This is a genomic window from Gordonia sp. GONU, from assembly GCF_024733855.1.
Taxonomy (GTDB): Bacteria; Actinomycetota; Actinomycetes; order Mycobacteriales; family Mycobacteriaceae; genus Gordonia; species Gordonia amicalis.
The window spans coordinates 271,353-293,240 of record NZ_JANRHB010000004.1 but is presented as its reverse complement, the minus strand read 5'-3'; the positions used below and the strand labels follow the sequence as shown (position 1 = coordinate 293,240).

General features: G+C 67.2%; 20 protein-coding genes and 2 tRNA genes. 13 read left to right on the top strand and 9 right to left on the bottom strand.

Going from position 1 to position 21,888, the window contains the following annotated elements; genetic code table 11:
• Positions 1-5: 5 nt before the first annotated feature.
• The 3 genes from gltX to NWF34_RS06520 all read left to right on the top strand — a co-directional run bounded on the left by gltX (position 6) and on the right by NWF34_RS06520 (position 1,769).
• A complete protein-coding gene (gene gltX / locus NWF34_RS06530; protein ID WP_159405882.1) occupies positions 6-1,484 on the top strand; it encodes a glutamate--tRNA ligase in 1,479 nt (492 codons plus the stop codon).
• 86 nt (positions 1,485-1,570) lie between these two features.
• Positions 1,571-1,642: transfer RNA gene (locus NWF34_RS06525), tRNA-Gln, on the top strand.
• Between the two features lie 54 nt (positions 1,643-1,696).
• Positions 1,697-1,769: transfer RNA gene (locus NWF34_RS06520), tRNA-Glu, on the top strand.
• 127 nt (positions 1,770-1,896) lie between these two features.
• On the opposite strand, the gene NWF34_RS06515 is transcribed toward NWF34_RS06520, so the two are convergent.
• Both NWF34_RS06515 and NWF34_RS06510 read right to left on the bottom strand, forming a co-directional pair.
• Positions 1,897-2,394, bottom strand: a complete 498-nt coding sequence (locus NWF34_RS06515) for a PPOX class F420-dependent oxidoreductase (RefSeq protein ID WP_258324424.1) — start codon at positions 2,392-2,394, stop codon at positions 1,897-1,899.
• A 66-nt stretch (positions 2,395-2,460) separates the two neighbouring features.
• Positions 2,461-3,195: an IclR family transcriptional regulator gene (locus NWF34_RS06510; RefSeq protein WP_006434791.1), complete on the bottom strand. Its 735-nt coding sequence runs from the start codon at positions 3,193-3,195 to the stop codon at positions 2,461-2,463.
• Between the two features lie 95 nt (positions 3,196-3,290).
• On the opposite strand from NWF34_RS06510, the gene leuC reads away from it, so the two are divergent.
• The 3 genes from leuC (at position 3,291) to NWF34_RS06495 (ending at position 6,157) form a co-directional block, all read left to right on the top strand.
• Positions 3,291-4,727, top strand: coding sequence for a 3-isopropylmalate dehydratase large subunit (gene leuC / locus NWF34_RS06505; RefSeq protein ID WP_159405884.1), 1,437 nt, complete (start codon positions 3,291-3,293; stop codon positions 4,725-4,727).
• Positions 4,728-4,776: 49 nt separating this feature from the next.
• Positions 4,777-5,370 carry a 3-isopropylmalate dehydratase small subunit gene (gene leuD, locus NWF34_RS06500; RefSeq protein ID WP_258324423.1) on the top strand — a complete coding sequence of 198 codons (594 nt, stop codon included), beginning with the start codon at positions 4,777-4,779 and terminating at the stop codon, positions 5,368-5,370.
• 184 nt (positions 5,371-5,554) lie between these two features.
• Positions 5,555-6,157 carry an HU family DNA-binding protein gene (locus NWF34_RS06495; RefSeq protein ID WP_258324422.1) on the top strand — a complete coding sequence of 201 codons (603 nt, stop codon included), beginning with the start codon at positions 5,555-5,557 and terminating at the stop codon, positions 6,155-6,157.
• A gap of 85 nt (positions 6,158-6,242) precedes the next feature.
• On the opposite strand, the gene NWF34_RS06490 is transcribed toward NWF34_RS06495, so the two are convergent.
• The 3 genes from NWF34_RS06490 to cofC all read right to left on the bottom strand — a co-directional run bounded on the left by NWF34_RS06490 (position 6,243) and on the right by cofC (position 10,269).
• Positions 6,243-7,166: an NUDIX hydrolase gene (locus tag NWF34_RS06490; protein ID WP_258324421.1), complete on the bottom strand. Its 924-nt coding sequence runs from the start codon at positions 7,164-7,166 to the stop codon at positions 6,243-6,245.
• Between the two features lie 40 nt (positions 7,167-7,206).
• A complete protein-coding gene (locus NWF34_RS06485) occupies positions 7,207-9,405 on the bottom strand; it encodes an RNA degradosome polyphosphate kinase (RefSeq protein WP_159405888.1) in 2,199 nt (732 codons plus the stop codon).
• Between the two features lie 114 nt (positions 9,406-9,519).
• Positions 9,520-10,269, bottom strand: a complete 750-nt coding sequence (cofC, locus tag NWF34_RS06480; protein WP_159405941.1) for a 2-phospho-L-lactate guanylyltransferase — start codon at positions 10,267-10,269, stop codon at positions 9,520-9,522.
• 125 nt (positions 10,270-10,394) lie between these two features.
• Between cofC and NWF34_RS06475 the strand changes: the two genes are divergently transcribed.
• A complete protein-coding gene (locus NWF34_RS06475) occupies positions 10,395-11,402 on the top strand; it encodes an NAD(P)H-dependent glycerol-3-phosphate dehydrogenase (protein WP_159405889.1) in 1,008 nt (335 codons plus the stop codon).
• 9 nt (positions 11,403-11,411) lie between these two features.
• On the opposite strand, the gene NWF34_RS06470 is transcribed toward NWF34_RS06475, so the two are convergent.
• Positions 11,412-12,044: a DUF3515 domain-containing protein gene (locus NWF34_RS06470; protein ID WP_006434799.1), complete on the bottom strand. Its 633-nt coding sequence runs from the start codon at positions 12,042-12,044 to the stop codon at positions 11,412-11,414.
• 57 nt (positions 12,045-12,101) lie between these two features.
• Entirely contained in the window at positions 12,102-12,347 is a 246-nt protein-coding gene (locus NWF34_RS06465; protein WP_159405890.1) for an Lrp/AsnC ligand binding domain-containing protein, read from the bottom strand.
• A 229-nt stretch (positions 12,348-12,576) separates the two neighbouring features.
• Between NWF34_RS06465 and NWF34_RS06460 the strand changes: the two genes are divergently transcribed.
• The 4 genes from NWF34_RS06460 to NWF34_RS06445 are packed head-to-tail and all read left to right on the top strand — an operon-like array spanning position 12,577 to position 16,321.
• Positions 12,577-13,602, top strand: a complete 1,026-nt coding sequence (locus tag NWF34_RS06460; RefSeq protein WP_159405942.1) for a thiamine-phosphate kinase — start codon at positions 12,577-12,579, stop codon at positions 13,600-13,602.
• Positions 13,603-13,660: 58 nt separating this feature from the next.
• A complete protein-coding gene (locus tag NWF34_RS06455) occupies positions 13,661-15,025 on the top strand; it encodes a glutamine synthetase family protein (protein ID WP_159405891.1) in 1,365 nt (454 codons plus the stop codon).
• Positions 15,026-15,075: 50 nt separating this feature from the next.
• Complete coding sequence (locus tag NWF34_RS06450) at positions 15,076-15,597, top strand: gamma carbonic anhydrase family protein (RefSeq protein WP_159405892.1); 522 nt, start codon at positions 15,076-15,078, stop codon at positions 15,595-15,597.
• Between the two features lie 40 nt (positions 15,598-15,637).
• Positions 15,638-16,321 (top strand): uracil-DNA glycosylase, encoded by a 684-nt coding sequence (locus tag NWF34_RS06445; protein ID WP_159405893.1) that lies wholly within the window; start codon positions 15,638-15,640, stop codon positions 16,319-16,321.
• A gap of 174 nt (positions 16,322-16,495) precedes the next feature.
• On the opposite strand, the gene NWF34_RS06440 is transcribed toward NWF34_RS06445, so the two are convergent.
• Entirely contained in the window at positions 16,496-17,323 is an 828-nt protein-coding gene (locus tag NWF34_RS06440) for an enoyl-CoA hydratase/isomerase family protein (RefSeq protein WP_258324420.1), read from the bottom strand.
• Positions 17,324-17,434: 111 nt separating this feature from the next.
• Positions 17,435-17,626, bottom strand: a complete 192-nt coding sequence (gene rpmB, locus NWF34_RS06435) for a 50S ribosomal protein L28 (RefSeq protein WP_004023092.1) — start codon at positions 17,624-17,626, stop codon at positions 17,435-17,437.
• Positions 17,627-17,902: 276 nt separating this feature from the next.
• On the opposite strand from rpmB, the gene NWF34_RS06430 reads away from it, so the two are divergent.
• Together NWF34_RS06430 and recG are read left to right on the top strand one after the other, a co-directional pair.
• Entirely contained in the window at positions 17,903-19,552 is a 1,650-nt protein-coding gene (locus tag NWF34_RS06430) for a DAK2 domain-containing protein (protein WP_159405895.1), read from the top strand.
• On the top strand, positions 19,549-21,798 hold the full coding sequence (gene recG / locus NWF34_RS06425; protein WP_159405896.1) for an ATP-dependent DNA helicase RecG: 2,250 nt from the start codon (positions 19,549-19,551) through the stop codon (positions 21,796-21,798). Before NWF34_RS06430 ends, recG begins: the two co-directional genes overlap by 4 nt.
• The last annotated feature ends 90 nt before the right edge of the window (positions 21,799-21,888 follow it).

Here is a 21,888-nt window from a genome sequence, read left to right as displayed (position 1 = left end):
CGGTCATGACCAGTAGTGAAGCCGTACGAGTCCGATTCTGTCCGTCACCGACCGGTACACCCCATGTCGGACTCGTACGGACCGCGCTGTTCAACTTCGCCCAGGCGCGTCATGACGGTGGAACCTTCGTGTTCCGCATCGAGGACACCGACTCCTCCCGTGACAGCGAGGAGTCCTACCTGGCCATCCTCGATGCCCTGCGGTGGCTCGGAATGGACTGGGACGAGGGACCCGAGGTCGGTGGACCCTACGGTCCCTACCGTCAGTCGGAGCGTCGTGACATCCACGCTGGCGTCGTCGCACGCCTTCTCGAGGCAGGGGAGGCCTACGAGGCCTTCTCCACCCCCGAGGAGGTCGAGGCGCGTCACAAGGCGGCCGGACGTGATCCCAAGTTGGGCTACGACAACTTCGATCGCGACCTCACCGACGAACAGCGCGCGGCCTACCGCGCCGAAGGCCGCAAACCGGTTGTGCGCCTGCGGATGCCGGACACCGATCTCTCCTGGGACGACCTGGTCCGCGGTACGACGACGATCAAGGCGGGCACCGTTCCGGACTTCGCGCTGACGCGTGCGTCGGGCGACCCGCTGTACACGCTGGTCAATCCCGTGGACGACGCCATGATGAAGATCACTCACGTGCTGCGCGGCGAAGATCTCCTCTCGTCGACGCCGCGTCAGCTCGCGCTGTACGAGGCACTCATCCGCATCGGCGTCGCAGAGTTCGTCCCGGAGTTCGGCCATCTCCCGTTCGTGATGGGCGAGGGCAACAAGAAGCTGTCCAAGCGCGACCCGCAGTCGAACCTCTTCCATCACCGCGACCGTGGATTCATCCCGGAAGGTCTGCTCAACTACCTGGCGCTGCTCGGCTGGGGCTACTCCAGCGACACCGATGTCTTCTCGCTCGACGAGATGATCGCCGCTTTCGATGTGCGGCAGGTGAATTCGAATCCGGCGCGCTTCGATCAGAAGAAGGCCGACGCGATCAACGCCGAGCACATCCGCCGGCTCGACACCGGTGACTTCAGCGCGCGCCTCAAGGAGTTCCTGATCGGTCACGGACACCTGTCGGAGCCGGTCGACGATGTGAGATTCGCCGCACTGGCCGAACTCGTGCAGACGCGCATCCAGGTACTCGCCGACGCCTGGGACCTCATCAAGTTCGTCTACGTGTCCGACGATGAGTTCACGATCGACGAGAAAGCCGCGAGCAAGAACCTGGGAGCCGACGCAGTGGCCGTTCTCGACGCCGCCATCGCCGCCATCGAGCCGTTGACGTCCTGGACCACCCAGGAGCTGCAGGACGCCCTCAACGCGGCTCTGGTCGACGGTATGGAGCTCAAGCCACGTAAGGCGTTCGGTCCGGTGCGCGTCGCCGTCACCGGTTCGCAGGTGAGTCCGCCGCTCTTCGAGTCGATGGAGATCCTGGGTCGCGACAAGACCCTCGCCCGTCTGGCCGCGGCTCGTGAGATCGCTGCGAAATAGGCCTCTGAGCTGCACGTTTGTGGACTTCCGGTAACCCTTTGCTATTGTCTTTCTCGGCACTTTTCCTCAGGGAAAAGGGAAGTCCGTGGGGTATGGTGTAATTGGCAACACAGCTGATTCTGGTTCAGCCATTCTAGGTTCGAGTCCTGGTACCCCAGCGAACTGAATGAGTTCGAGACCGTGCTAAGGTCTTGATCGCAACAAAGTTCCAAGGCCCCGTCGTCTAGCGGCCTAGGACGCCGCCCTCTCAAGGCGGTAGCGCGGGTTCGAATCCCGTCGGGGCTACAGAAACACCCTCTCTCTGCACTGCAGAGGGAGGGTGTTTTTCTTTGTGGTGCAGACGATCTCGCCCGTGTTGCGATGATCACATCGCGACACGGGCGAGGGGGATCCGCCTATCGGGTGGGCGGATTCACAGGAACTGGGCGGTGCTTCCCGACGCCGGCATCTCCGGGATGCCGAGCTTGCGGTGATCCCACGAACGGGTTCGTGTGGGCACCAGGCGGACGGCCACACGCTTGTGCATCATCTGCTCGACGAAGGGGCGTGATTCCTCAGTGTAGGGCGCCGTGTAGCGCTCCCAGACGCTGATCCCGACCTTCAGGCAGGAATCGGGGTCGTCGAGGATCTCGGCGGTCCCCTCGAAGCTCACGCCCCGCAGCGTGTCGTAGGTGTCGCCGTCCTCGATCATCACGGTGCAGCGGTTGTTGCGGCGGAGGTTGACCGCCTTCTGCGACTTCGACTTCGTCTCGAACCAGATCTCGCCGTCGACGACCCCGTACCACATGGCGACGAGGTGGATGCCACCGTCGGGGCCCGTGGTGGCGAGGGTGGCCGTGCGGCTGCGCGCGACGAATTCCTCGATCTCGGCGTCGGACATGACGATCTGGTTGCGTTGGTTGACTCCCATGTGACGAAGCTATCCGACCGGTCCGCTGCGCGGAACGGTCACGCCGGGAACGCCGGCGGCGGCGGGTCAGGCGCGGGAGGTCTGCAGCCGCTTGTGGATCGCGTCGGCGGCGGCGAGGAGATCGGCGGCCCAGCGGGCACCCGGCCGACGACCCATGCGGTCGATGGGGCCGGAGACCGAGATCGCGGCGACGACGTCACCATTACCGTCGCGCACGGGCGCCGAGACGCTCGCCACGCCCGCCGCGCGTTCGCCGGCACTCTGGGCCCAGCCGCGGCGTCGGATCTCGTGCAGGGCTCGCTCGCTGAACACGCTGTCGTGCAGCAGCGCGCGCTGCGTTGCCGGGTCGGCCCAGGCGAGCAGGACCTTGGCTGCGGAGCCGGCGCTCATCGGGAAGCGTGTTCCGACGGGCACGGTGTCGCGCAGGCCGGTGGGCGGTTCCATCGCGGCCACGCACACACGTTCGGCACCTTCGCGGCGGTAGACCTGGACGGATTCGCCGGTGATGTCACGGAGTCGGGGAAGGACCATCAACGCGGACTCGGTCACGGGATCATGGGCGGAGGCGGCGAGTTCGCCCAGCGCCGGCCCCGGTTGCCAGCGTCCGGTGATGTCTCGTGCGAGGAAGCGATGGGTCTCGAGGCCGACCGCGAGCCGGTGTGCGGTGGCGCGCGGAAGTCCGGTGCGCCCACACAACTCCGAGAGATTGCACGGGGCCTCGGCGATGGCGTGGAGTACCGCCACGGATTTGTCGAGTACGCCGATTCCGCTGCTGACCGCGGATGCGCTATCCTGTCCCATAGGACGATACTAGCTGTCCAAATAGTGAGATGCACGTTTCAGCGCGAGCTGAGCGCGCACCGTCCGCCGAACCCGAGAAGATATCGAGTGCAGCCATGAGCAACAGCCCAGCCCAGCCGCTAACTCTTGCCGAGAAGGTCTGGCGCGACCACGTTGTCGTGCCCGGAGAGGCCGATGCGTCCGGAAACAACAATCCGGACCTGATCTACATCGACCTCCATCTCGTCCACGAGGTCACCAGTCCGCAGGCCTTCGACGGCCTCCGACTGGCGAGACGCCCCGTGCGACGCCCCGACCTGACGATCGCCACCGAGGATCACAACGTCCCTACGGTCGACATCGACAAGCCGATCGCCGATCCGGTGTCGCGCACCCAGGTCGAGACCCTGCGCAAGAACTGCGAGGAGTTCGGTATCCGGCTGCACCCGATGGGAGACGCCGAGCAGGGCATCGTGCACGTGGTCGGTCCGCAGCTGGGTCTGACCCAGCCCGGAATGACCGTGGTGTGCGGTGACAGCCACACGGCCACCCACGGTGCTTTCGGTGCGATCGCCATGGGGATCGGCACCAGCGAGGTGGAGCACGTCCTCGCGACGCAGACCCTTTCGCTGCGCCCGTTCAAGACGATGGCGATCAACGTCGACGGCCAACTGCCCCCCGGTGTCACGGCCAAGGACCTGATCCTGGCGATCATCGCGAAGATCGGCACCGGCGGTGGACAGGGCTACGTCCTCGAGTACCGCGGCGAGGCGATCCGCAACCTGTCGATGGAAGCGCGGATGACCGTGTGCAACATGTCGATCGAAGCGGGCGCCCGCGCCGGCATGATCGCTCCCGACGAGGTCACCTACGAGTTCCTCAAGGGTCGTCCGCACGCTCCGAAGGGTGCCGAATGGGATGCGGCTGTTGAGTATTGGGACAGCCTGCGCACCGACGACGACGCCGTCTTCGACGCCGAGGTCCACATCGACGCCGGCGAGTTGACCCCGTTCGTCACCTGGGGGACCAACCCGGGGCAGGGTGCGCCGCTGGGAGCGACCGTCCCGGACCCCGCCGACTTCGGTGACGAGGTCGCATCGAGCGCCGCGTCGAAGGCCCTCGAGTACATGGATCTCCAGCCGGGTACGCCGTTGCGTGACATCAAGGTCGACACGGTGTTCGTCGGATCGTGCACCAACGGTCGCATCGAGGACCTGCGCGCGGTCGCCGACATCCTCAAGGGCCGCAAGATCGCCGACGGCATGCGGATGCTCATCGTGCCCGGTTCGATGCGCGTGCGCGCCCAGGCCGAGGAAGAGGGCCTCGGGGAGGTCTTCCTGAACGCCGGCGCCGAATGGCGACAGGCCGGATGCTCGATGTGTCTGGGGATGAACCCGGATCAGCTCGCGCCCGGTGAGCGGTGCGCCTCGACGTCGAACCGCAATTTCGAAGGGCGGCAGGGCAAGGGCGGACGCACCCACCTGGTGTCACCGGCCGTCGCGGCCGCCACCGCGATCCGCGGGACGCTGTCCGCTCCGGCCGATCTCGGTTGAGTAACCCCCAGACCACATTCCAGACAACTTCCGAACAGGGACTTTCATCATGCAGCCGTTCACCGAACACACGGGCATTGGCGTCCCGCTGCGCCGCAGCAACGTCGACACCGACCAGATCATCCCGGCCGAATACCTGAAGCGGGTGACCCGCACTGGCTTTGAGGACGGTCTCTTCGCCGGGTGGCGCAACGACCCGGACTTCATCCTGAACAACGAGCCGTGGAGCAACGGCTCCGTTCTGGTCGCCGGGCCGGACTTCGGCACCGGCTCCTCGCGCGAGCACGCGGTATGGGCGCTGTCCGATTTCGGGTTCCGCGTGGTGATCTCGTCCCGGTTCGCCGACATCTTCCGCGGGAATGCCGGCAAGGCCGGACTGGTCGCCGCCCAGGTCGAGCAGTCCGACGTCGAGTTGCTGTGGAAGCGACTCGAGGAGAGCCCCGGGATGGAAATCACGGTGAGCCTTGTCGATAAGAGCGTCACGGCAGGAGACCTCGTGGTGCCGTTGGCAATTGATGACTACACCAGGTGGCGCCTGATCGAGGGTCTCGACGACATCGGATTGACGTTGCGGCAGGTAGACGCGATTTCCGAGTACGAGTCGAAGCGTCCGTCGTTCAAACCGAGGACTCTCGCGGACTGACCGGAGACCCCTCTCGAGGCCGCGCGGACGGCCGGGTCCCGCGACGCGGAGACCCTGTGAGCTGCTATGCGATTTCGCAACACGGCGTTCTAATTGGCGTGGAAGATGGACGTTTTCAAATTCGACGTTTACCGTGTGTGGGTAGCTGGCCGAAAACCGGTCAGATCAGCTTGCGGAGGTACTCATGAACAAGGCGGAGCTCATTGATGAGCTGACCAAGAAGCTCGACGCGGATCGCAAGACTGCGACTGAAGCCGTCGAGCTCGTCGTCGACACGATCGTTCGCGCGGTCAACAAGGGCGAGAGCGTGACGATCACCGGCTTCGGTGTTTTCGAGAAGCGGAAGCGTGCGCCGCGCGTCGCTCGCAATCCGCGCACCGGCGAGACCGTGAAGGTCCGTGCTACTTCGGTTCCCGCGTTCCGTCCGGGTGCTCAGTTCAAGGCCGTCGTGGCCGGCAAGCAGAAGCTCGCCGCCACCGGTCCGGCTGTGAAGCGCGGCAGCGGCACCACGGCGGCCAAGAAGGCTGCTCCGGCCAAGAAGACCGCGGCCAAGAAGGCCACCCCGGCCAAGAAGACCGCGGCCAAGAAGGCTCCGGCCAAGACCACGGCGGCCAAGAAGACCACCGCGGCAAAGAAGACCACGGCGGCCAAGAAGACCGCGCCGGCCAAGAAGACCACGACCGCGGCGAAGAAGGCTGCTCCGGCCAAGAAGACCGCAGCCAAGAAGGCTCCGGCCAAGAAGACCGCGGCGAAGAAGGCTCCGGCCAAGAAGTCGACGCGCCGCTGAAGACCGGCCCGGTAGGGCACACCGCTTTTCAGATCAACCCCTGGTGACTTCCCCACCAGGGGTTGATCTGTGTTCGGAGGGACTCTCAGTCGGACGGAAGCGGACTCGCGATGTGATCGGCCGCCACGAGCCGGCCGTCGTGGAGCGAGCACACCCACACGCTGCCCTTGCGGTTCGAGGCCTTCGGCAGGGTGATGCCGTCGTGCTCGGCCCACCAGTCCATCAGCGGTGGGATCACCTTGCCCTGACTGCACACCGCCAGGGTGTCCGGCATTTCGGACGCGAGCTCCCGGATTCGGTGTTGTGCCGCGGTCGGATCCGCGCGATAAACCTCCTCGGAGAGGTCCGGCTCGCTGCGGGACTCGACACCGAGACGGGAACGTAGCGGCTCCAGTGTCTGCTCACAGCGGACTCGATCCGCGGAGTGGATCCGTTGCGCACCGAAGGCCAGCAGCAGCGGGACAAGCGCCGCTGCCTGGGTTCGTCCGAGGGCGTCGAGCGGGCGGAGGCGGTCGTCACCTCTGTAAGCAGAGCGCCGTCCCGCCTTGGCGTGGCGCACCAGCAGCAACGTGTGCAGATCGGCCGGCAGTCGCGTGAACTCGCGCAGGATCTCGCGATCCAGGTCGTAGCTCAGCGTCTTTCGCGCTTTCTCGACCGTGAGCCAGCGTAATTCGTCGACCTCGTCGTCGGGGGTGAACGCACCGTTGTCGCCTCGCGCGGACCAGTAGCGCACATGCTTGCGCCCCGACCCGAGGTCATAGTGAACATCGCCGAGGTGCCGTCCGAGGACGACGTGTTGTCCCGTCTCCTCGGCGATCTCACGGACCGCGGTGTCGACCAGGGTCTCGCCCGGCTCACCCTTCCCCTTGGGGATGGTCCAGTCGTCGTAGCGCGGCCGATGGACAACGGCGATCTCCATGTCGTCCGGAGCGGTGGAGCCCGACGTACCCGGCCGCCAGACGACGGCGCCGGCGGCCCACACACTTTTCCGAGGCACCGTCTTCGTCATCGGGAATCGCTGCCCGGATGCGGCGTCAAGGCGGAGCCGGTCACGAATTGATCTCCGGCCGACGACGATTGCGGCGCATCATCTGTCGCTGATGGTCGCGGACCTCCTCGCCCGCGGCAGGGGAGGCCACCCAACTGCCGTCGGTCTGCAGGACCCAGCATCGCGTGCGCGGGTCGAGCGCCGAGGCGAAGATGTCGCCGAGTTCACCGGCGAGGCGCTTGTCGCGCACGTTCACCATCACCTCGATCCGACGATCCAGGTTGCGATGCATCATGTCGGCGCTGCCGATCCAATACTCGTTCTGGGCACCGAAATGCAGGATGCGGGAATGTTCGAGGAACTGGCCGAGGATCGACCGGACGTGGATGTTGTCGCTGACGCCGGCAATCCCCGGACGCAGAGCGCTGATCCCGCGGACCACGACATCGACCGGGACCCCTTCCTGCGAGGCCCGGTACAGCGCGTCGATCACCTGCTCGTCGACCAACGCATTGGCCTTGAGCTGCACGCGAGCGCGGTCGTCGCCCGCGCGGAAGAGTTCGATCTCGCGGTGGATGCGCTCGATGATGCCCGCCCGGATGCCCTGGGGGGCAACGAGGATGTTGCGGTACTCCTTCTTGCGTGAATACCCGGTCAGTGTGTTGAACAGGTCCGTCAGGTCCGCGCCGATGTCGGGGGCGGCGGTGAGCAGGCCCACGTCCTCGTACAGCCGCGCGGTCTTCGGGTTGTAGTTGCCGGTACCGATGTGGCAGTAGCGCTTGATCGTCGAACCCTCGCGGCGGACCACCAGACAGGTCTTGCAGTGCGTCTTGAGCCCCACCAGTCCATAGACGACGTGGACACCGGCCTGCTCGAGTTTGCGCGCCCACTTGATGTTGGCCTGCTCGTCGAAGCGTGCCTTGATCTCCACCAGCGCCACGACCTGTTTGCCCGCCTCGGCGGCATCGATGAGCGCATTGACGATCGGGGAATCACCCGAGGTGCGGTAGAGGGTCTGCTTGATCGCGAGAACCTGTGGGTCGGCCGCCGCCTGTTCGATGAAGCGTTGCACGCTCGTGGAGAACGAATCGTACGGGTGATGAACGAGGACGTCGCCCTCGCGCAACGTCGAGAAGACACTCTTGGGTGTCTCGCGCTCGCCGAACGCCGGATGGGTTGCCGGCACGAACGGACGATCCTTCAGATGCGGCCGATCCAGGTCGTAGATCTCGAAAAGCGATGAGAGATCGAGCAGACCGGGCACCTGGATGACATCGGCCGGGTTGACGTCGAGCTCTCGCAGCAACAGCTCGAGCATGTGCTCGCTCATGTCGTCGGCGACCTCGAGCCGCACCGGTGAACCGAATCGGCGTCGGGCGAGTTCACGCTCGAGGGCCTGCAGGAGATCCTCGTCGCGGTCCTCCTCGACCTCGAAATCGGCGTTTCGGGTGATCCGGAAGGCATGATGTTCAACTACTTCCATGCCCGGGAACAACGTGCCGAGATTGGCCGCGATGAGATGTTCCATCGGCAGGAACACCGCGCTCTTCGTGTGCGTCCCGTCGTCCGGGCCGCGGTAGGGCGCAAGCTGATCGACCCGGATGAAGCGGTTCACGTTGTCCGGGACCTTCACTCGGGCGAAGTGCTCGCCGCTCTCGTTGATGTCCTTGACGGTCACCGCGAGATTCAGCGACAGGCCACTGATGTACGGGAACGGGTGAGCCGGGTCGACAGCGAGCGGGGTGAGGACGGGGAAGACCTCGTCCTGGAAGTAGTCGACCATCCGGGCGCGCTGGTCATCGGTGAGCTGTGACCAGGACACGACATAGATGTCGTTGTCGGCCAACGCCGGTCGGACCGAGTCGAGGAAGACGCGGGCGTGACGGTCGGCGATGCTCTGGGTCCGCCCGGCGATGCGCATCAGCTGCTCCCGCGGGGAGAGTCCGTCTGCCGATCGGACCGACAGGCCCGTCTCGTCGCGGCGTTTGAGGCCCGCGACCCGGACCATGAAGAACTCATCGAGGTTGGAGGCGAAGATGGCGAGGAACTTCGCGCGTTCGAGCAACGGCAGCGAGGTGTCCTCGGCGAGTGCCAGCACCCGGGAGTTGAAGTCGAGCCAACTCAATTCTCGGTTGAGATACCGATCGTCGGGCAGGTCCGCGGACTCGTCGGGGACGAGCGTTGCGGCCGGCGGGGCATTGGGGATCGGCGTGGTCGTGACCGTGGCGGTCGTCGATGAGGTGTCGTCGGCAGGGCTCACCCATCAATGATGACCCATACTCGGAGCCCGTGGCATGAGCAGGACCCGTGAACCCCGTCGTCCACGGCACGATGTCCCTGTCGCCGTCACACGACAAGCGAAGTCATGCGGCAGTCACAGACGACGCAGAGCCTCGGCGGTGTGGGGGCCGATGCCGAGTGCGCGTGCGGCGACGAGATCGGTTGCGGTGTCGACGTCTGTGCGCAGGTCGATCCACCGGGTGTGTGCGGGGTCGAGTTCGACGGCGCCGGCAGCCCGGTGCGCAGCCGCCGAACCCGGGCCGAATCGAGGTGCGTCGTCGAGAGCGCCGGTCTCGTCGGGGAGGAGATTGCCGTGCAGGAGAACCGTGCCGGTACCGTCGCGGTCGGTCAGGAAGCTGAGACGGTGTGCCGGCGCCTCCCGCAGGACCGCGCGCAGCGAATCGCTGGTAGCGGCCGGCAGGTCGGCCTGCACGAACACCAGCCGCGTCGAATCCGGCCATGTCTCACGGGCCCACCGCGCACCGTGGCCGAAGGCGCTGTTGAGGCCCGAACCGGCGGTGGGCGAGTCCACCTCGGGTAGTCCGTGCGTGCCCGCCCGTCGCGCCGCGGCAAGTACCTCGTCGTCCGGACTGACGACCACCACTCTCGAGACGCCGGCACCTCGAAGGGCCTCGACGGTGTCGAGAAACATCGCCAGGACAAGAGAGCCCCGCGTGGTCGGTTCGTCGTGGCCGGTGGCGGCCGACAGCGTGGCCACCAGCCTCGACTTCGCGCGCTGGAGACTCTTGACGGCCAGCACGGCCGCGACAGTCGCCCCGCCGGCCGCGGGGCTCCCCGTGGCGGCGCTGAGGTCGACGCTCATGTCGACGGCGCTGTGGTCCATGCTGACCATCATGGTGCACCGCGCGATGGTGGGTGACATTCCGGGTCGGTCAGCCGGTGCGTGGCATTAGGGTGGGCAGGTAGTCGTTCGGTCCGAAGAGACGGACCCGGGGCAGGAGGAGTGCGGTGCGCGCGGCGGTCATGGGTGCTGGTTCCTGGGGTACGGCGGTGGCGAAAGTCCTCGTGGATGCGGGAACCGAGACGATCATCTGGGCACGACGCCCGGAACTGGCGGATGCGATCAACTCCGAACACGTGAACCCGAATTATCTGTCGGACATCACGTTGCCCGGCGAGCTGACGGCCACCAGTGACGCGGTGGACGCACTGACAGGTGCCGACATCGTCGTGTGCGGCGTGCCGTCGCAATCCCTGCGGGAGAACCTGACGCAGTGGACCCCGCACATCGGTTCCGACGCATCGCTCGTGTCGCTGGCCAAGGGCATCGAGACCAGCACGCTGTTGCGGATGAGTGAGGTCATCGCCGAGGTCACCGGCGTCGCCGATGACCGGATTGCCGTGCTCACCGGACCCAACCTCGCGCATGAGGTCGCCGAGGGGCAGCCGGCGGCGACCGTCATCGCATGCGTCGACGAGTCCCGCGCCGTCACCCTGCAGAGCGCATTCAGCACCCGCTACTTCCGGCCGTACACCAACACAGACGTCATCGGCTGCGAGATCGGTGGCTCGGCCAAGAACGTGATCGCGCTCGCCTGCGGCATCGCGAGCGGAGTCGGATTCGGTCAGAACACGCTCGCCACGATCATCACGCGCGGCCTTGCGGAGACCATCCGTCTCGGGGTGGCCGTCGGCGCACAGATCGAGACCCTGGCCGGGCTGGCAGGAGTCGGCGATCTGGTCGCGACCTGCTCGTCGCCGCTGTCCCGGAACCGGACCTTCGGAGCCCGACTCGGCGAGGGCGCGACGATGGCCGAAGCCCAGGCGGCCACCAACGGACAGGTCGCCGAGGGTGTGAAGTCGTGTTCGTCGGTGCGCGCGCTCGCCGAGAAGCACCAGGTGCCGATGCCGCTGACCGACGCGGTGCACAAGGTGTGCCATGACGGGCAATCGGTCGCCGACGCGATCAACTCCCTGCTCGGCCGCAGCGCCAAGCCGGAGATCTACCGGGACTGACCTGAAGAGTCAGCCGAAGTCGAGCGGACCGCGTTCGAGCGTCTGGTCGATGAGGCCCGAGATGTCGGTGATCGGACCGTTCCCGGCATTGGACGGAACCCACAGTGCGACGTAGGGACGATGATCGACGCTCACGTAGGCCTGTCCGGAACCGTCGACGGTGTCGGTGATGAACCACTGCACACCGGCCCGGCCGGCCGCGTGGATCTCCTGCAGGTTGCTCGTCGGGGACAGCTCGGCCGGCCGCGTCACGCCGCAGCGCAGCGTCAGGTCGTCGCCGGACGCTTCCGCGGGCCAGGTCGCGCGGTCCCCGGAGATCTCCTTGTCGCCGAATCCTTCGAACCGCTGGGGCGCCGCGTCGAGCAGACGCGTGCAGTCCGCAGACGCGCTGCCGTCCGAGGCGTATGACTCGACGGGGTTCACCGTCTCGGGCCGCAACGCGGCGAAAGCGATGAAGCCCGCGATCACCATCACCGGGATGGCGACGAGAGTCGCGATGAGCGCAGGACTCAGGCGGGAGCCGGCACCATACCGCTCGTCGACCGCAGGGTCCTCCGGGCCGGCAAGGTCACCGGCCGCCGGGTCGTCCGCCTTGTCGTTCTCGGGATCCTGCGGGGTGTCATCCGAACCTGCTGACGTCACGCCACCACACTAGGAGCCGGCCGCGTCCTGGCCGAAGCCGGGACCGGCAAACCCGATTCAGCGGGTGTGGCCGACCACCGGGCAGGTCAAGGTGCGGGTGATCCCGGCGACCTTCTGGATCTGGGGAACCACACTCTCGGTGAGCTGCGTGGCATCGGCGGCATCCACCCGGACGATCACGTCATAAGGTCCGCTGACCTCTTCGGATGAGGCGACCCCCGAGATCTCGGCGATGGTCGCCGCCGCGAGGGCGGCCCGACCGACCTCGGTCTGGATCAGTATGTACGCCTGAACCACGGGCATCCTCTCCGTTTGTGCCCCCATCGCCGACACGGGGTCGAATCCGGCGGCAGTGGGCGCTGCGCGGCGAACACCGTTCGCCGTGAGCCCAATACACTGTGGCACACATTGTCACCGACAATCCCGTTCGCGCGCGACTCGACGGGGACCCGACGAGAGTGAGACCGGACAAGTGACCTCCGACGACGTCGGCACCGAGCGCCTCGACACTGTCGACACCGATCACACCGACATTGTCGACACCGACCACACCGATTCTGTCGACCCCGACACCGTGGGGGAGATCGGTGAGCGGGCGGTGATCGCCGCGCTCACCGCAGCGGCGACCGCGGCCGGACCCGCCGACGACATCGTGATCGGCTCGGGCGACGACGCGGCCGTCCTCGAGATCGGTGGGTCGGCGGTGATCAGCACCGACACGGTCGTCGAAGGACGGCATTTCCGGTTCGACTGGTCGACGCCGCAGCAGGTCGGGGCGCGGGCGGTGGTCCAGAGTTCGGCCGACGTCGCCGCGATGGGCGGCCGGACGACCGGGCTCGTCGTGTCCATCGCCTGCCCGTCCGCTACTCCCGTGAGCGTCGTCCTCGACCTCAACGACGGAGTCGTGGGCGCCGCACATGCCCTGGGCGCACGGGTTCTCGGTGGTGACCTGGTCGCAGCGGAACAGGTGGTGGTGAGCGTCACCGCCGTCGGGGCGCTCGAAGGTCGCCGGCCGGTCTCGCTGGGCGGTGCCCGCAGCGGCGATGTCCTCGCGGTGAGTGGTCCGCTGGGCGCCAGTGCAGCCGGTCTCGCGGTGTTGTCGACGCCGGGCATCGACGAGTCACTGTGGTCCGAAGTCGTTGCTCTGCATCGTGTTCCGATGCCCGACCTGAGCCAGGGGCCCGTCGCGGCCGCGGCCGGAGCGCATGCGATGACGGACATCTCCGACGGGCTCGTCGAAGAACTGATCACCATGTCGCGTGCCGCGCAGTTGGCGATGGCCGTCGAGGCCGACGCGGTGCCACGGCGTCCCGATCTGGCGCCACTGGCCACGGAACTCGGTGTCGAGGTGGACGAATGGGTGCTGACCGGGGGTGAGGATCACCACCTTCTCGCCGCCTTCGACGTCACGTCCGTGCCCGAGGGCTGGACGGTGATCGGGTCGGTCCGGGAGGCCTCTTCGCCGACACCAGAGGTGTGGGTCGACGGCCGGCGCGTCGGCGGACCGGACGGGCCCGATCTGCACGGGTGGCAGTCGTTCGCCGTTCCGCGCGGATGATGGGGCGGATCCGTGCGGTTCCGCCACCGGAATCGCCCCGCTCCATGACACTGTGGACATGGTCTCGCGATCGGATGCCGTTGACGACGCAGCGTCGTCGATCCTTCTCGCGACCGTCGTCAATCCGGCCGGACTGACGCTGGCGAAGACGGTCACTCCCGAACGAGTGCCCGCGTTCGCATCGGCGGGTCTCGGGGCCAGCCCGTCCTGGCATGCGTTCGCGATCGATCAGACCGGGATCGCGTTCAGCGACGAGGTCGGAGTGGTGGGGGATCAGCGCATCCGGATCGATCTCGACGCCCGGATGGTGGTCGACCCGACCTTGAGCTGGGCACCCGGAGAGTTCTTCGGCCTCACGGGTGATCCGGTGCCGCAGTGCGCTCGCGGCACACTGCGTCGCGTCGTCGCCGATCTCGCCGACGCCGGACTGCACGCCATGGTGGGTCACGAACTCGAGTTCGTGCTCGTCGCACCGGACGGAACGCCGCTGCCGTCCGCCCTGTGGACGCCGTACGGTGCGGCCGGGCTCGTCGAACTCGAGGGGTTCGTCCGGGATGTCCTCATCTCGTGTCGGGCCGCGGGGATCGTCGTCGAACAGTTTCATCCCGAACACGCGCGCTGGCAGTTCGAGGTGTCCCTCGGTCCGTCCGACCCCATCACCGCGGCCGATCGACTCGTGCTCACCCGAATCCTGATCGGACGACTCGCCCGCAAACACGGTCTGCGTGCCAGCTTTTCACCCAAACCGTTCGTGGACGAGGCGGGATGCGGTGCCCATCAACACATCTCGCTGCACCGCGGTGATCGGCCGCTGCTGACCGGGGGAACCGGGGTCGCCGGGATGACGCCCGACGGCGAGCACGCGGTTGCGGGCATCGTCGACGCGATCCTCGAGTTGCAGGGTGTGCTGTGTGGATCGGTGGTGTCCGGGCTGCGCATGCTACCCGGACAGTGGGCCGGCGCCCACGCCTGCTGGGGTGTGGAGAACCGCGAAGCGGCGGTGCGACTGGTCTGTGCGGATACGGTGGACATCGCGAGTGGCGTTGGCACACAAGAGGATGCTCCGGGAATGCGGGGTCGGGGCGCCAATGTCGAGGTGAAGATCATCGACCCGTCCGCAAACGTCTACTTCGCCACCGCAGCCATCTTGGGCGCGGCCGCGGCCGGGATCGAACGCGGGGCCACTCTGCCGCCCGAGGTCGGCGTCGATCCCCGCACTCGCCCACCGGGTGAGCGGAGGCCGCTGTCCACCGATCAAGGTGAGGTCGTCGACCGGATGGAGGTGTCCCCGCTGCTTCGCGGGATCCTGGGCGACCCCGCGGTCGACGCACTCGTGGCGGTCCGTCGATACGAGGTCACCCATTTCCCCGATCACACCCCCGAGACACTGACCGAGCGGTTCCGGCTGGCCTGGAGCGTGTGACCGGCGCGGGTGGGCACGGGCCGGTGTCTGCACGTGGCTAGAGTCTCCGTATGGCGATCTACGCACTCGACGACCGCGTGCCCGTCCTGGGCGACGAGACCTATGTCCACCCCGACGCGGTGGTGATCGGAGCCGTCACGCTCGGCGACGGCGTCTCGGTGTGGCCGGGGGCCGTTCTGCGGGGCGACTACGGCACCATCACCATCGGTGAGCGCAGCAACATCCAGGACGGCACGGTCATCCACTGCACAGTCTTCGAGCCGACCGTGATCGGCGCGCGGTGCGTGGTCGGACACAATGCGCACATCGAGGGTGCGACCATCGGCGACGACTGTCTCATCGCCTCCGGCTCGGTGGTCCTGAACGGGTCGACGATCGGCAGCGGTTCGATCGTCGGGGCCGGAGCCGTCGTCCCGTTCAAGTTCGACGTGCCGCCTCGTCGTATGGCACTCGGTGTGCCCGCGCGACTACGGGAGAACTACGAGGTCCCCGAGGGACACACCGAACTCAACAGCGAGATGTACTTCCAGAACGCCAAGTACTACCGCGAATCGCTGCGGCGACTCGACTGACACACATGATCGCACCGATGGGATTGATGGGGAGACCGGAGTGACCGCACCGACCAAACCGCTCGCCGAGATCATCGACCCCGGCTGGGCCGAGGCCCTGGCCCCGGTCGAGCCGATCATCACCGAGATGGGCCGGTTCCTGCGCAACGAGATCGCCGAGGGCCGCCGCTATCTGCCCGCCGGGCAACACATCCTGCGGGCCTTCACCCGGCCGATCGACGACGTGCGGGTGCTCATCGTGGGGCAGGACCCGTACCCGACCCCGGGACACGCTGTCGGCCTGAGCTTCTCCGTGGCCCCCGACGTGCGTCCGATTCCGCGGTCCTTGGCCAACATCTACACCGAGTACTGTTCGGATCTCGGGTATCCGATGCCGACCAACGGAGATCTCACCCCGTGGGCCGACAACGGCGTCCTGTTGCTGAACCGGGTGCTGACGGTCGCGCCGGGAGAGCCTGCATCCCACCGCAAGAAGGGCTGGGAAACGGTCACCGAATGCGCGATCAAGGCGCTCGTCGCCCGTGACGAACCGCTCGTCGCGATCCTGTGGGGCAAGGATGCGGCCGGGCTTCAGGAGTGGTTGCCGGACGTCCCGACCATCGTCTCGGCACACCCGTCGCCGCTGTCGGCGTCGCGCGGCTTCTTCGGTTCGCGGCCGTTCAGCCGGGCCAACGAAGAACTCGCCGATCTCGGCGCCGATCCGGTGGACTGGCGGTTGCCCTGAGTTCCGCTCTCGCCTCCGAGAGAACCCGGGAGAACAACCACCCCTTGCTGCCTGAGGTTCGAGAAGCGACAGCGACGAGCCACGAGGGGCACGGCGACGACGGATCGCGTGGCCCTCGTGGCTCGCTCCGCTCGCACCTCAGGGAGCGGTGGCGTATTCAGTACGCCGAGAAGATCAGCGCGTCTTGCCGAAGTCCGGCGCGCGCTTGCCGACGAACGCGTCGACGCCTTCGATGCCCTCGGCGAGGCCGGACCGTTCGGAGATGGAACGTCCCTCGAGGGTGAGCTGTTCGATCAGCGAGTTCTCCGACGACACGGCCAGCAGGTGTTTGGTGCCGGAGTCGGCGGAACGGGGCCCCGCCGCGATCGTCTCGGCGTTGGCACGGGCCACGGTCTCGACGTCCTCGTCGGCGACGATCTCCGACAGGATTCCCCAGTTCAGCGCGTCGTCGGCGGAGAGGACGCGGTCGGTGAGGATGATCTGGCGTGCCCGAGCGGCGCCGACCGCGCGGGGAAGGGTCCAGGTGAGCCCGCCGTCGGGCGTGAGTCCGATGCCGCGGTAGGCGGGACGGAGCTTGGAGGAGGTGCCGCCGATGGCGACGTCGGCGTGCAGGACCAGCGACATGCCGGCACCGGCAGCCCAGCCCTTGGCGGCGGCGACGACCGGGACCTCGGCCTCGTAGAGGGCGTTGACGAAGGCGTGGAAGTTGTCGGCGATCAGACGCAGATAGGTGGGTCGATCGTCGGCGGCGGCGAAGGCCCGCACGTTGCCGCCGGCGCAGAAGTTCTTGCCCGCACCGACGAGGAGCACCGCGCCGACGTCGCGACGACCGCGTGCCACCTCGCGCAGCGCCTGGGTGCCCTCGGCGATCCCGTCGTCGTCGAGTGAGTTGCCCGCGCCCGCAGCCGACACCGCGATCGTCAGGACGCCGTTGGCCTCACTCACGGGAGCCGACGCGTCGGGCTGGGGGGTTTCGGTGGTGGGGGATTGCGTGGAAGTCATGCGCGGAACATTATCTCGCACACACCAAAGACCCGACGCCGGGGAGCTTACGCTCGGTGGCATCGGGTCTCGTGCTCTCGAACCCCATCACCCGCGTACGGGTGACGACGATCAGACAGCTGCGGTCTTGCCGGCCTTCAGGCAGGAGGTGCAGACGTTCTTGCGCTTGCGGTTGCCCGGGGCGACCTCGACGCGAACAGACTGGATGTTCGGGTTCCAGCGGCGGTTGGTACGGCGGTGCGAGTGAGACACCGACTTGCCGAAGCCCGGGCCCTTGCCGCAAATGTCGCAGACGGCAGCCATCGTCGAACTCCCTTGATAGATGAATATGGTCTCGTGGTCAGCCTCGCGGATCGGCACCACCGGAAGTGTGCGCGTGGACCGAAAGGCAACCCTGCAAGGATAACCAGCTCGGGTGGGCGTGGCCAAATCCGGGTCGCAGTGTCCCGCCTCGAGGCGCGGACGTCTCCGGGTCGTCGGGGACGCCGAGTAACCTTGCACACATCCTTCCGGACCGTCCCCTCGGCCCGCGGCGCAGCCCCGTCGTATGCCCACGTCAGAGCGAGAAAGAGTCACCGCGTGATCGCCCGCACCATCAACCCGCAGCTGCTGCGTGACTGGGCTCGTGTCTGTGTCGACCAGCTCGAGGATCTGCGAGGCGAGATCAACGACCTCAACGTCTTCCCGATCCCGGACTCGGACACCGGCAGCAACATGCTGTTCACCATGCGGGCGGCTGCGGAGGCCACCGAGGCCGCACCGGACGACGCGTCGTTGCCGCAGGTCGCCCGTGCGATGGCCGACGGTGCGGTGGCGCAGGCACGCGGCAACTCGGGCATCATCCTGTCGCAGGTCCTCGTCGGCCTGGCCGACGCCGCCGAGATCCTCGGTGACACCGAATCCCTGACCTTCGGTGATCTGGCGACGCTCGGCCTCCGCCTCGGGTCGCTCGCCGCGACCCGCGCGGTCAGCGAACCTCGCGAGGGAACCGTGCTGACCCTGGTTCGAGTGGCCGCCGAGGCGGCCGCCGCACATGAGAAGGAGACCGCCGCCGACATCGTCCGCGCCGTCGCCGACGACTGCGCCGAGGCGCTCGAGCGTACGCCGGAGCAGTTGTCGGTCCTCGCCTCCGCGGGGGTCGTCGACGCAGGCGGACGCGGGTTCCTCGTGATCGTCGATGCCATGGTCCGGGTGATCACCGGGGTGGCCAACCGCCGGCGCCGTTACCGGGGCATCCTCACCGACAGCGCGACCCTCGGACACGGGGTCGACGACGCCTGCGTGGAGAGCAGCGATCAGGACTTCGAGGTGATGTACCTGCTCGACGGCGCGGCGGGTGAACAGATCGCCGAACTCCGCGAGCGTCTGAACGAACTGGGCGACGCCGTGGTCATCGTCGGCGACAGCTCGAGCGGCGAGGGTGAGCGCTTCTCCGTTCACGTCCACACCTGTGAGCCCGGTGCCGCGGTGGAGGCCGGCGCGGGACTCGGCCGGCTCTCGGATGTCCGCATCAGCTGCTTCGCGCTCGATGCCATTCGCGCACAAGTCGATTCGAGCGAACCTCCGCCGCGGCACAAGCGTGCCGTGGTGGCGGTGGCGCTCGGCGACGGTGCCGCCGACCTCTTCGCCGAGGCCGGGGCGACCGTACTGCGCGCTGACGACGGGCTGACCGCACAGGCCTTGGGACAGTCGATCCGCGACACCGACAGTGCCCACGTGGTGGTCATGGCCAACGGCGCGTTGAGTTCTCAGGATCTCGTCACCGTCACCACCGAAGTGCGTTCGACGCAGCGTTCGGTGCTGATGCTCCCGACGTCGTCGATGACCCAGTGCCTGGCGGCGCTCGCGGTGCACGATCCGAGTGAGACTCCCGACATCGACGCCTATGCGATGGCCGAGGCCGCCGCCGGTGCGCGGTGGGGGTCGCTGCAGCTCGCGACCACGAAGATGATGACGCTGGCCGGGATGTCGGACGTCGGTGACGTCCTCGGGCTCATCGGCGACGACGTCCTGGTGGTGGCGCCCGACCAGACCTCGGCTGGAACCGCCCTGATCGACCTGATGCTCGCGACCGGTGGTGAGCTGGTGACCGTGCTCGCCGGCACCGACGTCGACGAGTCCGCGCTGGAGGCCGTCGCGGAACAGATGCGCCGCAGCTACCCGGGTATCGAACTCGCGGTCTACCGCACCGGGCAGCGCAGCGATCTGCTCCAGGTGGGTGTCGAGTGACCGAGCTGGCGCTGGCGGATTCGCTGTCCGACGTTCTCGGTCCCAAGCCCGCGGAGAAGCTCGCCGCACTCGGCGTGACCACCGTCGGCGAACTGCTGCGCTACACGCCCCGTCGCTACATCCGCCGTGGTCTCGTGGCCGACCATCAGCGGCCCGAACCCGGTGAGTGGCTGACCATCGTCGGCCGGATCACCAAGTCCGACCTGATCCAGATGAAGAGCCGCCGTGGTCAGTTCCTTAAGGTCAAGGTCACCGACGAGAACGAGGTCTACGAGGCGAGCTTCTTCAATCCGAAGTTCATCAGGCACCAGCTGCGCCCCGGTGCCCGGGTGATGATGGCCGGCACGGTCAAGTACTTCCGCGAGCAGATCCAGTTGTCCCATCCGGAGTGGATGATCCTGCCCGACGGCGATCCCGAGATCGATCACGTCGTCGGCTCCAAGATGCTGACCGAGATGTATGCGATCGAGGAGGAGGTCACCCGGGAGCATGGCGGTGCGCATCCGTTGGTCGCGATGTTCGACCGCGAGATCCTCCCGATGTATCCGGCCACCAAAGAGGTGCAGACCTGGGACATCCTGGGCGCCGTGCGGCGGGTGCTGGACCATTGCGCGCCGATCCCCGACGCACTGACCGACGCGCAGCGGCGGGAACGCGGACTGGTCTCCACCGATGAGGCGATCCGCAAGATCCACCTCCCCGACTCCGAGGACGATGTGAAGGTCGCCTCGCATCGGCTGAAGTTCGACGAGGCGCTGGCGATCCAGACGGTGCTCGCACAGCGGCGGCTCGCGGGCCGCAGTGAAGCGGCTCCGCCGTGCCCGCATGTGCCCGGCGGTCTCGAGGACAAACTGCGGGAGCGTCTTCCGTTCACGCTCACCGAGGGGCAGCTCGCGGTGGGGGAGGAACTCGCCGAGGACCTGGCTCTGGCGCAACCGATGTCGCGGTTGCTGCAGGGTGAGGTCGGTTCCGGTAAGACCCTCGTCTCGCTGCTGGCGATGCTGCGGGTCGTCGACAACGGATACCAGTGCGCGATCCTCGCACCCACCGAAGTGCTTGCGGCGCAGCATCACCGGACGATGAAGAAGATGCTGGGCGACCTGGCCGAGGGTGGTGAGCTGACCGCGGCCGAGGGGGCAACCCGTATCGCCCTGCTGACCGGATCGATGAAGACCAAAGGCCGGCGCGAGACGCTGCTCGACGTGGTCACCGGCTCCGCGGGCATCGTCATCGGTACGCACGCCCTGCTGGAGGAGAAGGTCGAGTTCTTCGACCTCGGCCTCGTGGTGATCGACGAACAACACCGGTTCGGTGTCGAACAGCGTGATGTGTTGCGCGGCAAGGGCCGTGACGGCCGTATCCCGCACTTCCTGGTGATGACCGCGACGCCGATCCCGCGCACCGTCGCGATGACCGCCTTCGGCGACCTCGAGACGTCGGTCCTGCGCGAGTTGCCGTGCGGCCGCCAGCCGATCTCGACGTCGGTGGTCCCGATGGGCAGGCAGAACTGGGTCGACCGGGTGTGGTCCCGTGCCAACGAGGAGATCGACGCCGGCCGACAGGTCTACGTCGTGTGCTCGCGCATCGGCGACGACGACGCCCCGGAACCCGCACCCGACGACGAGAAGGGTCCGAAGACCACGTCGGTCGTCGAGCAGTACGAGGCTCTCGTGGCCGGTCCGTTCGCGCATCGGCGAGTCGAGATGTTGCACGGTCGCCTGGCGCCCGAGGAGAAGAACGCGATCATGGACGCGTTCGGACGCGGCGAGGTCGATGTCCTGGTGTCCACCACCGTCATCGAGGTCGGTGTGGACGTGCCGAACGCGACCACGATGGTGATCGTCGACGCCGAACGGTTCGGTGTGAGCCAGCTTCATCAGCTGCGTGGACGTGTCGGTCGTGGCCAGCACGCCGGCCTGTGTCTGCTGATGACGCACAGCAAGGACATCTCCCAATCGATGCAGCGTCTGCGTGCCGTGGCGGGGTCCAACGACGGCTTCGAACTGGCCCGTGTGGATCTCGAACAACGCCGCGAAGGTGACTTGCTCGGGTCGCTGCAGTCCGGCGTCAACACCTCGCTGCGATTCCTGTCCTTGCTCGAAGACGTGGAGGTCATCGAGGATGCGCGCGGACTCGCCGAGGACGTGGTGAGCGAGGACATCACGCTTCTGCACCACCGCCCGCTCGCGGATCTCGTCGACGGGATTCTGGTGCCGCAGAAGATCGCGTATCTCGACAAGTCCTGACCGTCGGCTGATCCCGCCGTCGTGTTTCCCTCACGCCGAGCAGATCCGGTCCGCGCGAAGGAAACCGCCCATCGCGGGGTGAACCGCTGC

What these genes read in the sequence shown, in the direction of transcription:
- gltX (WP_159405882.1), top strand. Translation starts at nt 6, where the DNA reads ATGACCAGTAGTGAAGCCGTACGAGTCCGATTCTGTCCGTCACCGACC.
- NWF34_RS06515 (WP_258324424.1), bottom strand. Translation starts at nt 2,394, where the DNA reads ATGGGAGTCAACCAACGCAACCAGATCGTCATGTCCGACGCCGAGATC.
- NWF34_RS06510 (WP_006434791.1), bottom strand. Translation starts at nt 3,195, where the DNA reads ATGGGACAGGATAGCGCATCCGCGGTCAGCAGCGGAATCGGCGTACTC.
- leuC (WP_159405884.1), top strand. Translation starts at nt 3,291, where the DNA reads ATGAGCAACAGCCCAGCCCAGCCGCTAACTCTTGCCGAGAAGGTCTGG.
- leuD (WP_258324423.1), top strand. Translation starts at nt 4,777, where the DNA reads ATGCAGCCGTTCACCGAACACACGGGCATTGGCGTCCCGCTGCGCCGC.
- NWF34_RS06495 (WP_258324422.1), top strand. Translation starts at nt 5,555, where the DNA reads ATGAACAAGGCGGAGCTCATTGATGAGCTGACCAAGAAGCTCGACGCG.
- NWF34_RS06490 (WP_258324421.1), bottom strand. Translation starts at nt 7,166, where the DNA reads ATGACGAAGACGGTGCCTCGGAAAAGTGTGTGGGCCGCCGGCGCCGTC.
- cofC (WP_159405941.1), bottom strand. Translation starts at nt 10,269, where the DNA reads ATGGACCACAGCGCCGTCGACATGAGCGTCGACCTCAGCGCCGCCACG.
- NWF34_RS06465 (WP_159405890.1), bottom strand. Translation starts at nt 12,347, where the DNA reads ATGCCCGTGGTTCAGGCGTACATACTGATCCAGACCGAGGTCGGTCGG.
- NWF34_RS06455 (WP_159405891.1), top strand. Translation starts at nt 13,661, where the DNA reads ATGGTCTCGCGATCGGATGCCGTTGACGACGCAGCGTCGTCGATCCTT.
- NWF34_RS06450 (WP_159405892.1), top strand. Translation starts at nt 15,076, where the DNA reads ATGGCGATCTACGCACTCGACGACCGCGTGCCCGTCCTGGGCGACGAG.
- NWF34_RS06440 (WP_258324420.1), bottom strand. Translation starts at nt 17,323, where the DNA reads ATGACTTCCACGCAATCCCCCACCACCGAAACCCCCCAGCCCGACGCG.
- rpmB (WP_004023092.1), bottom strand. Translation starts at nt 17,626, where the DNA reads ATGGCTGCCGTCTGCGACATTTGCGGCAAGGGCCCGGGCTTCGGCAAG.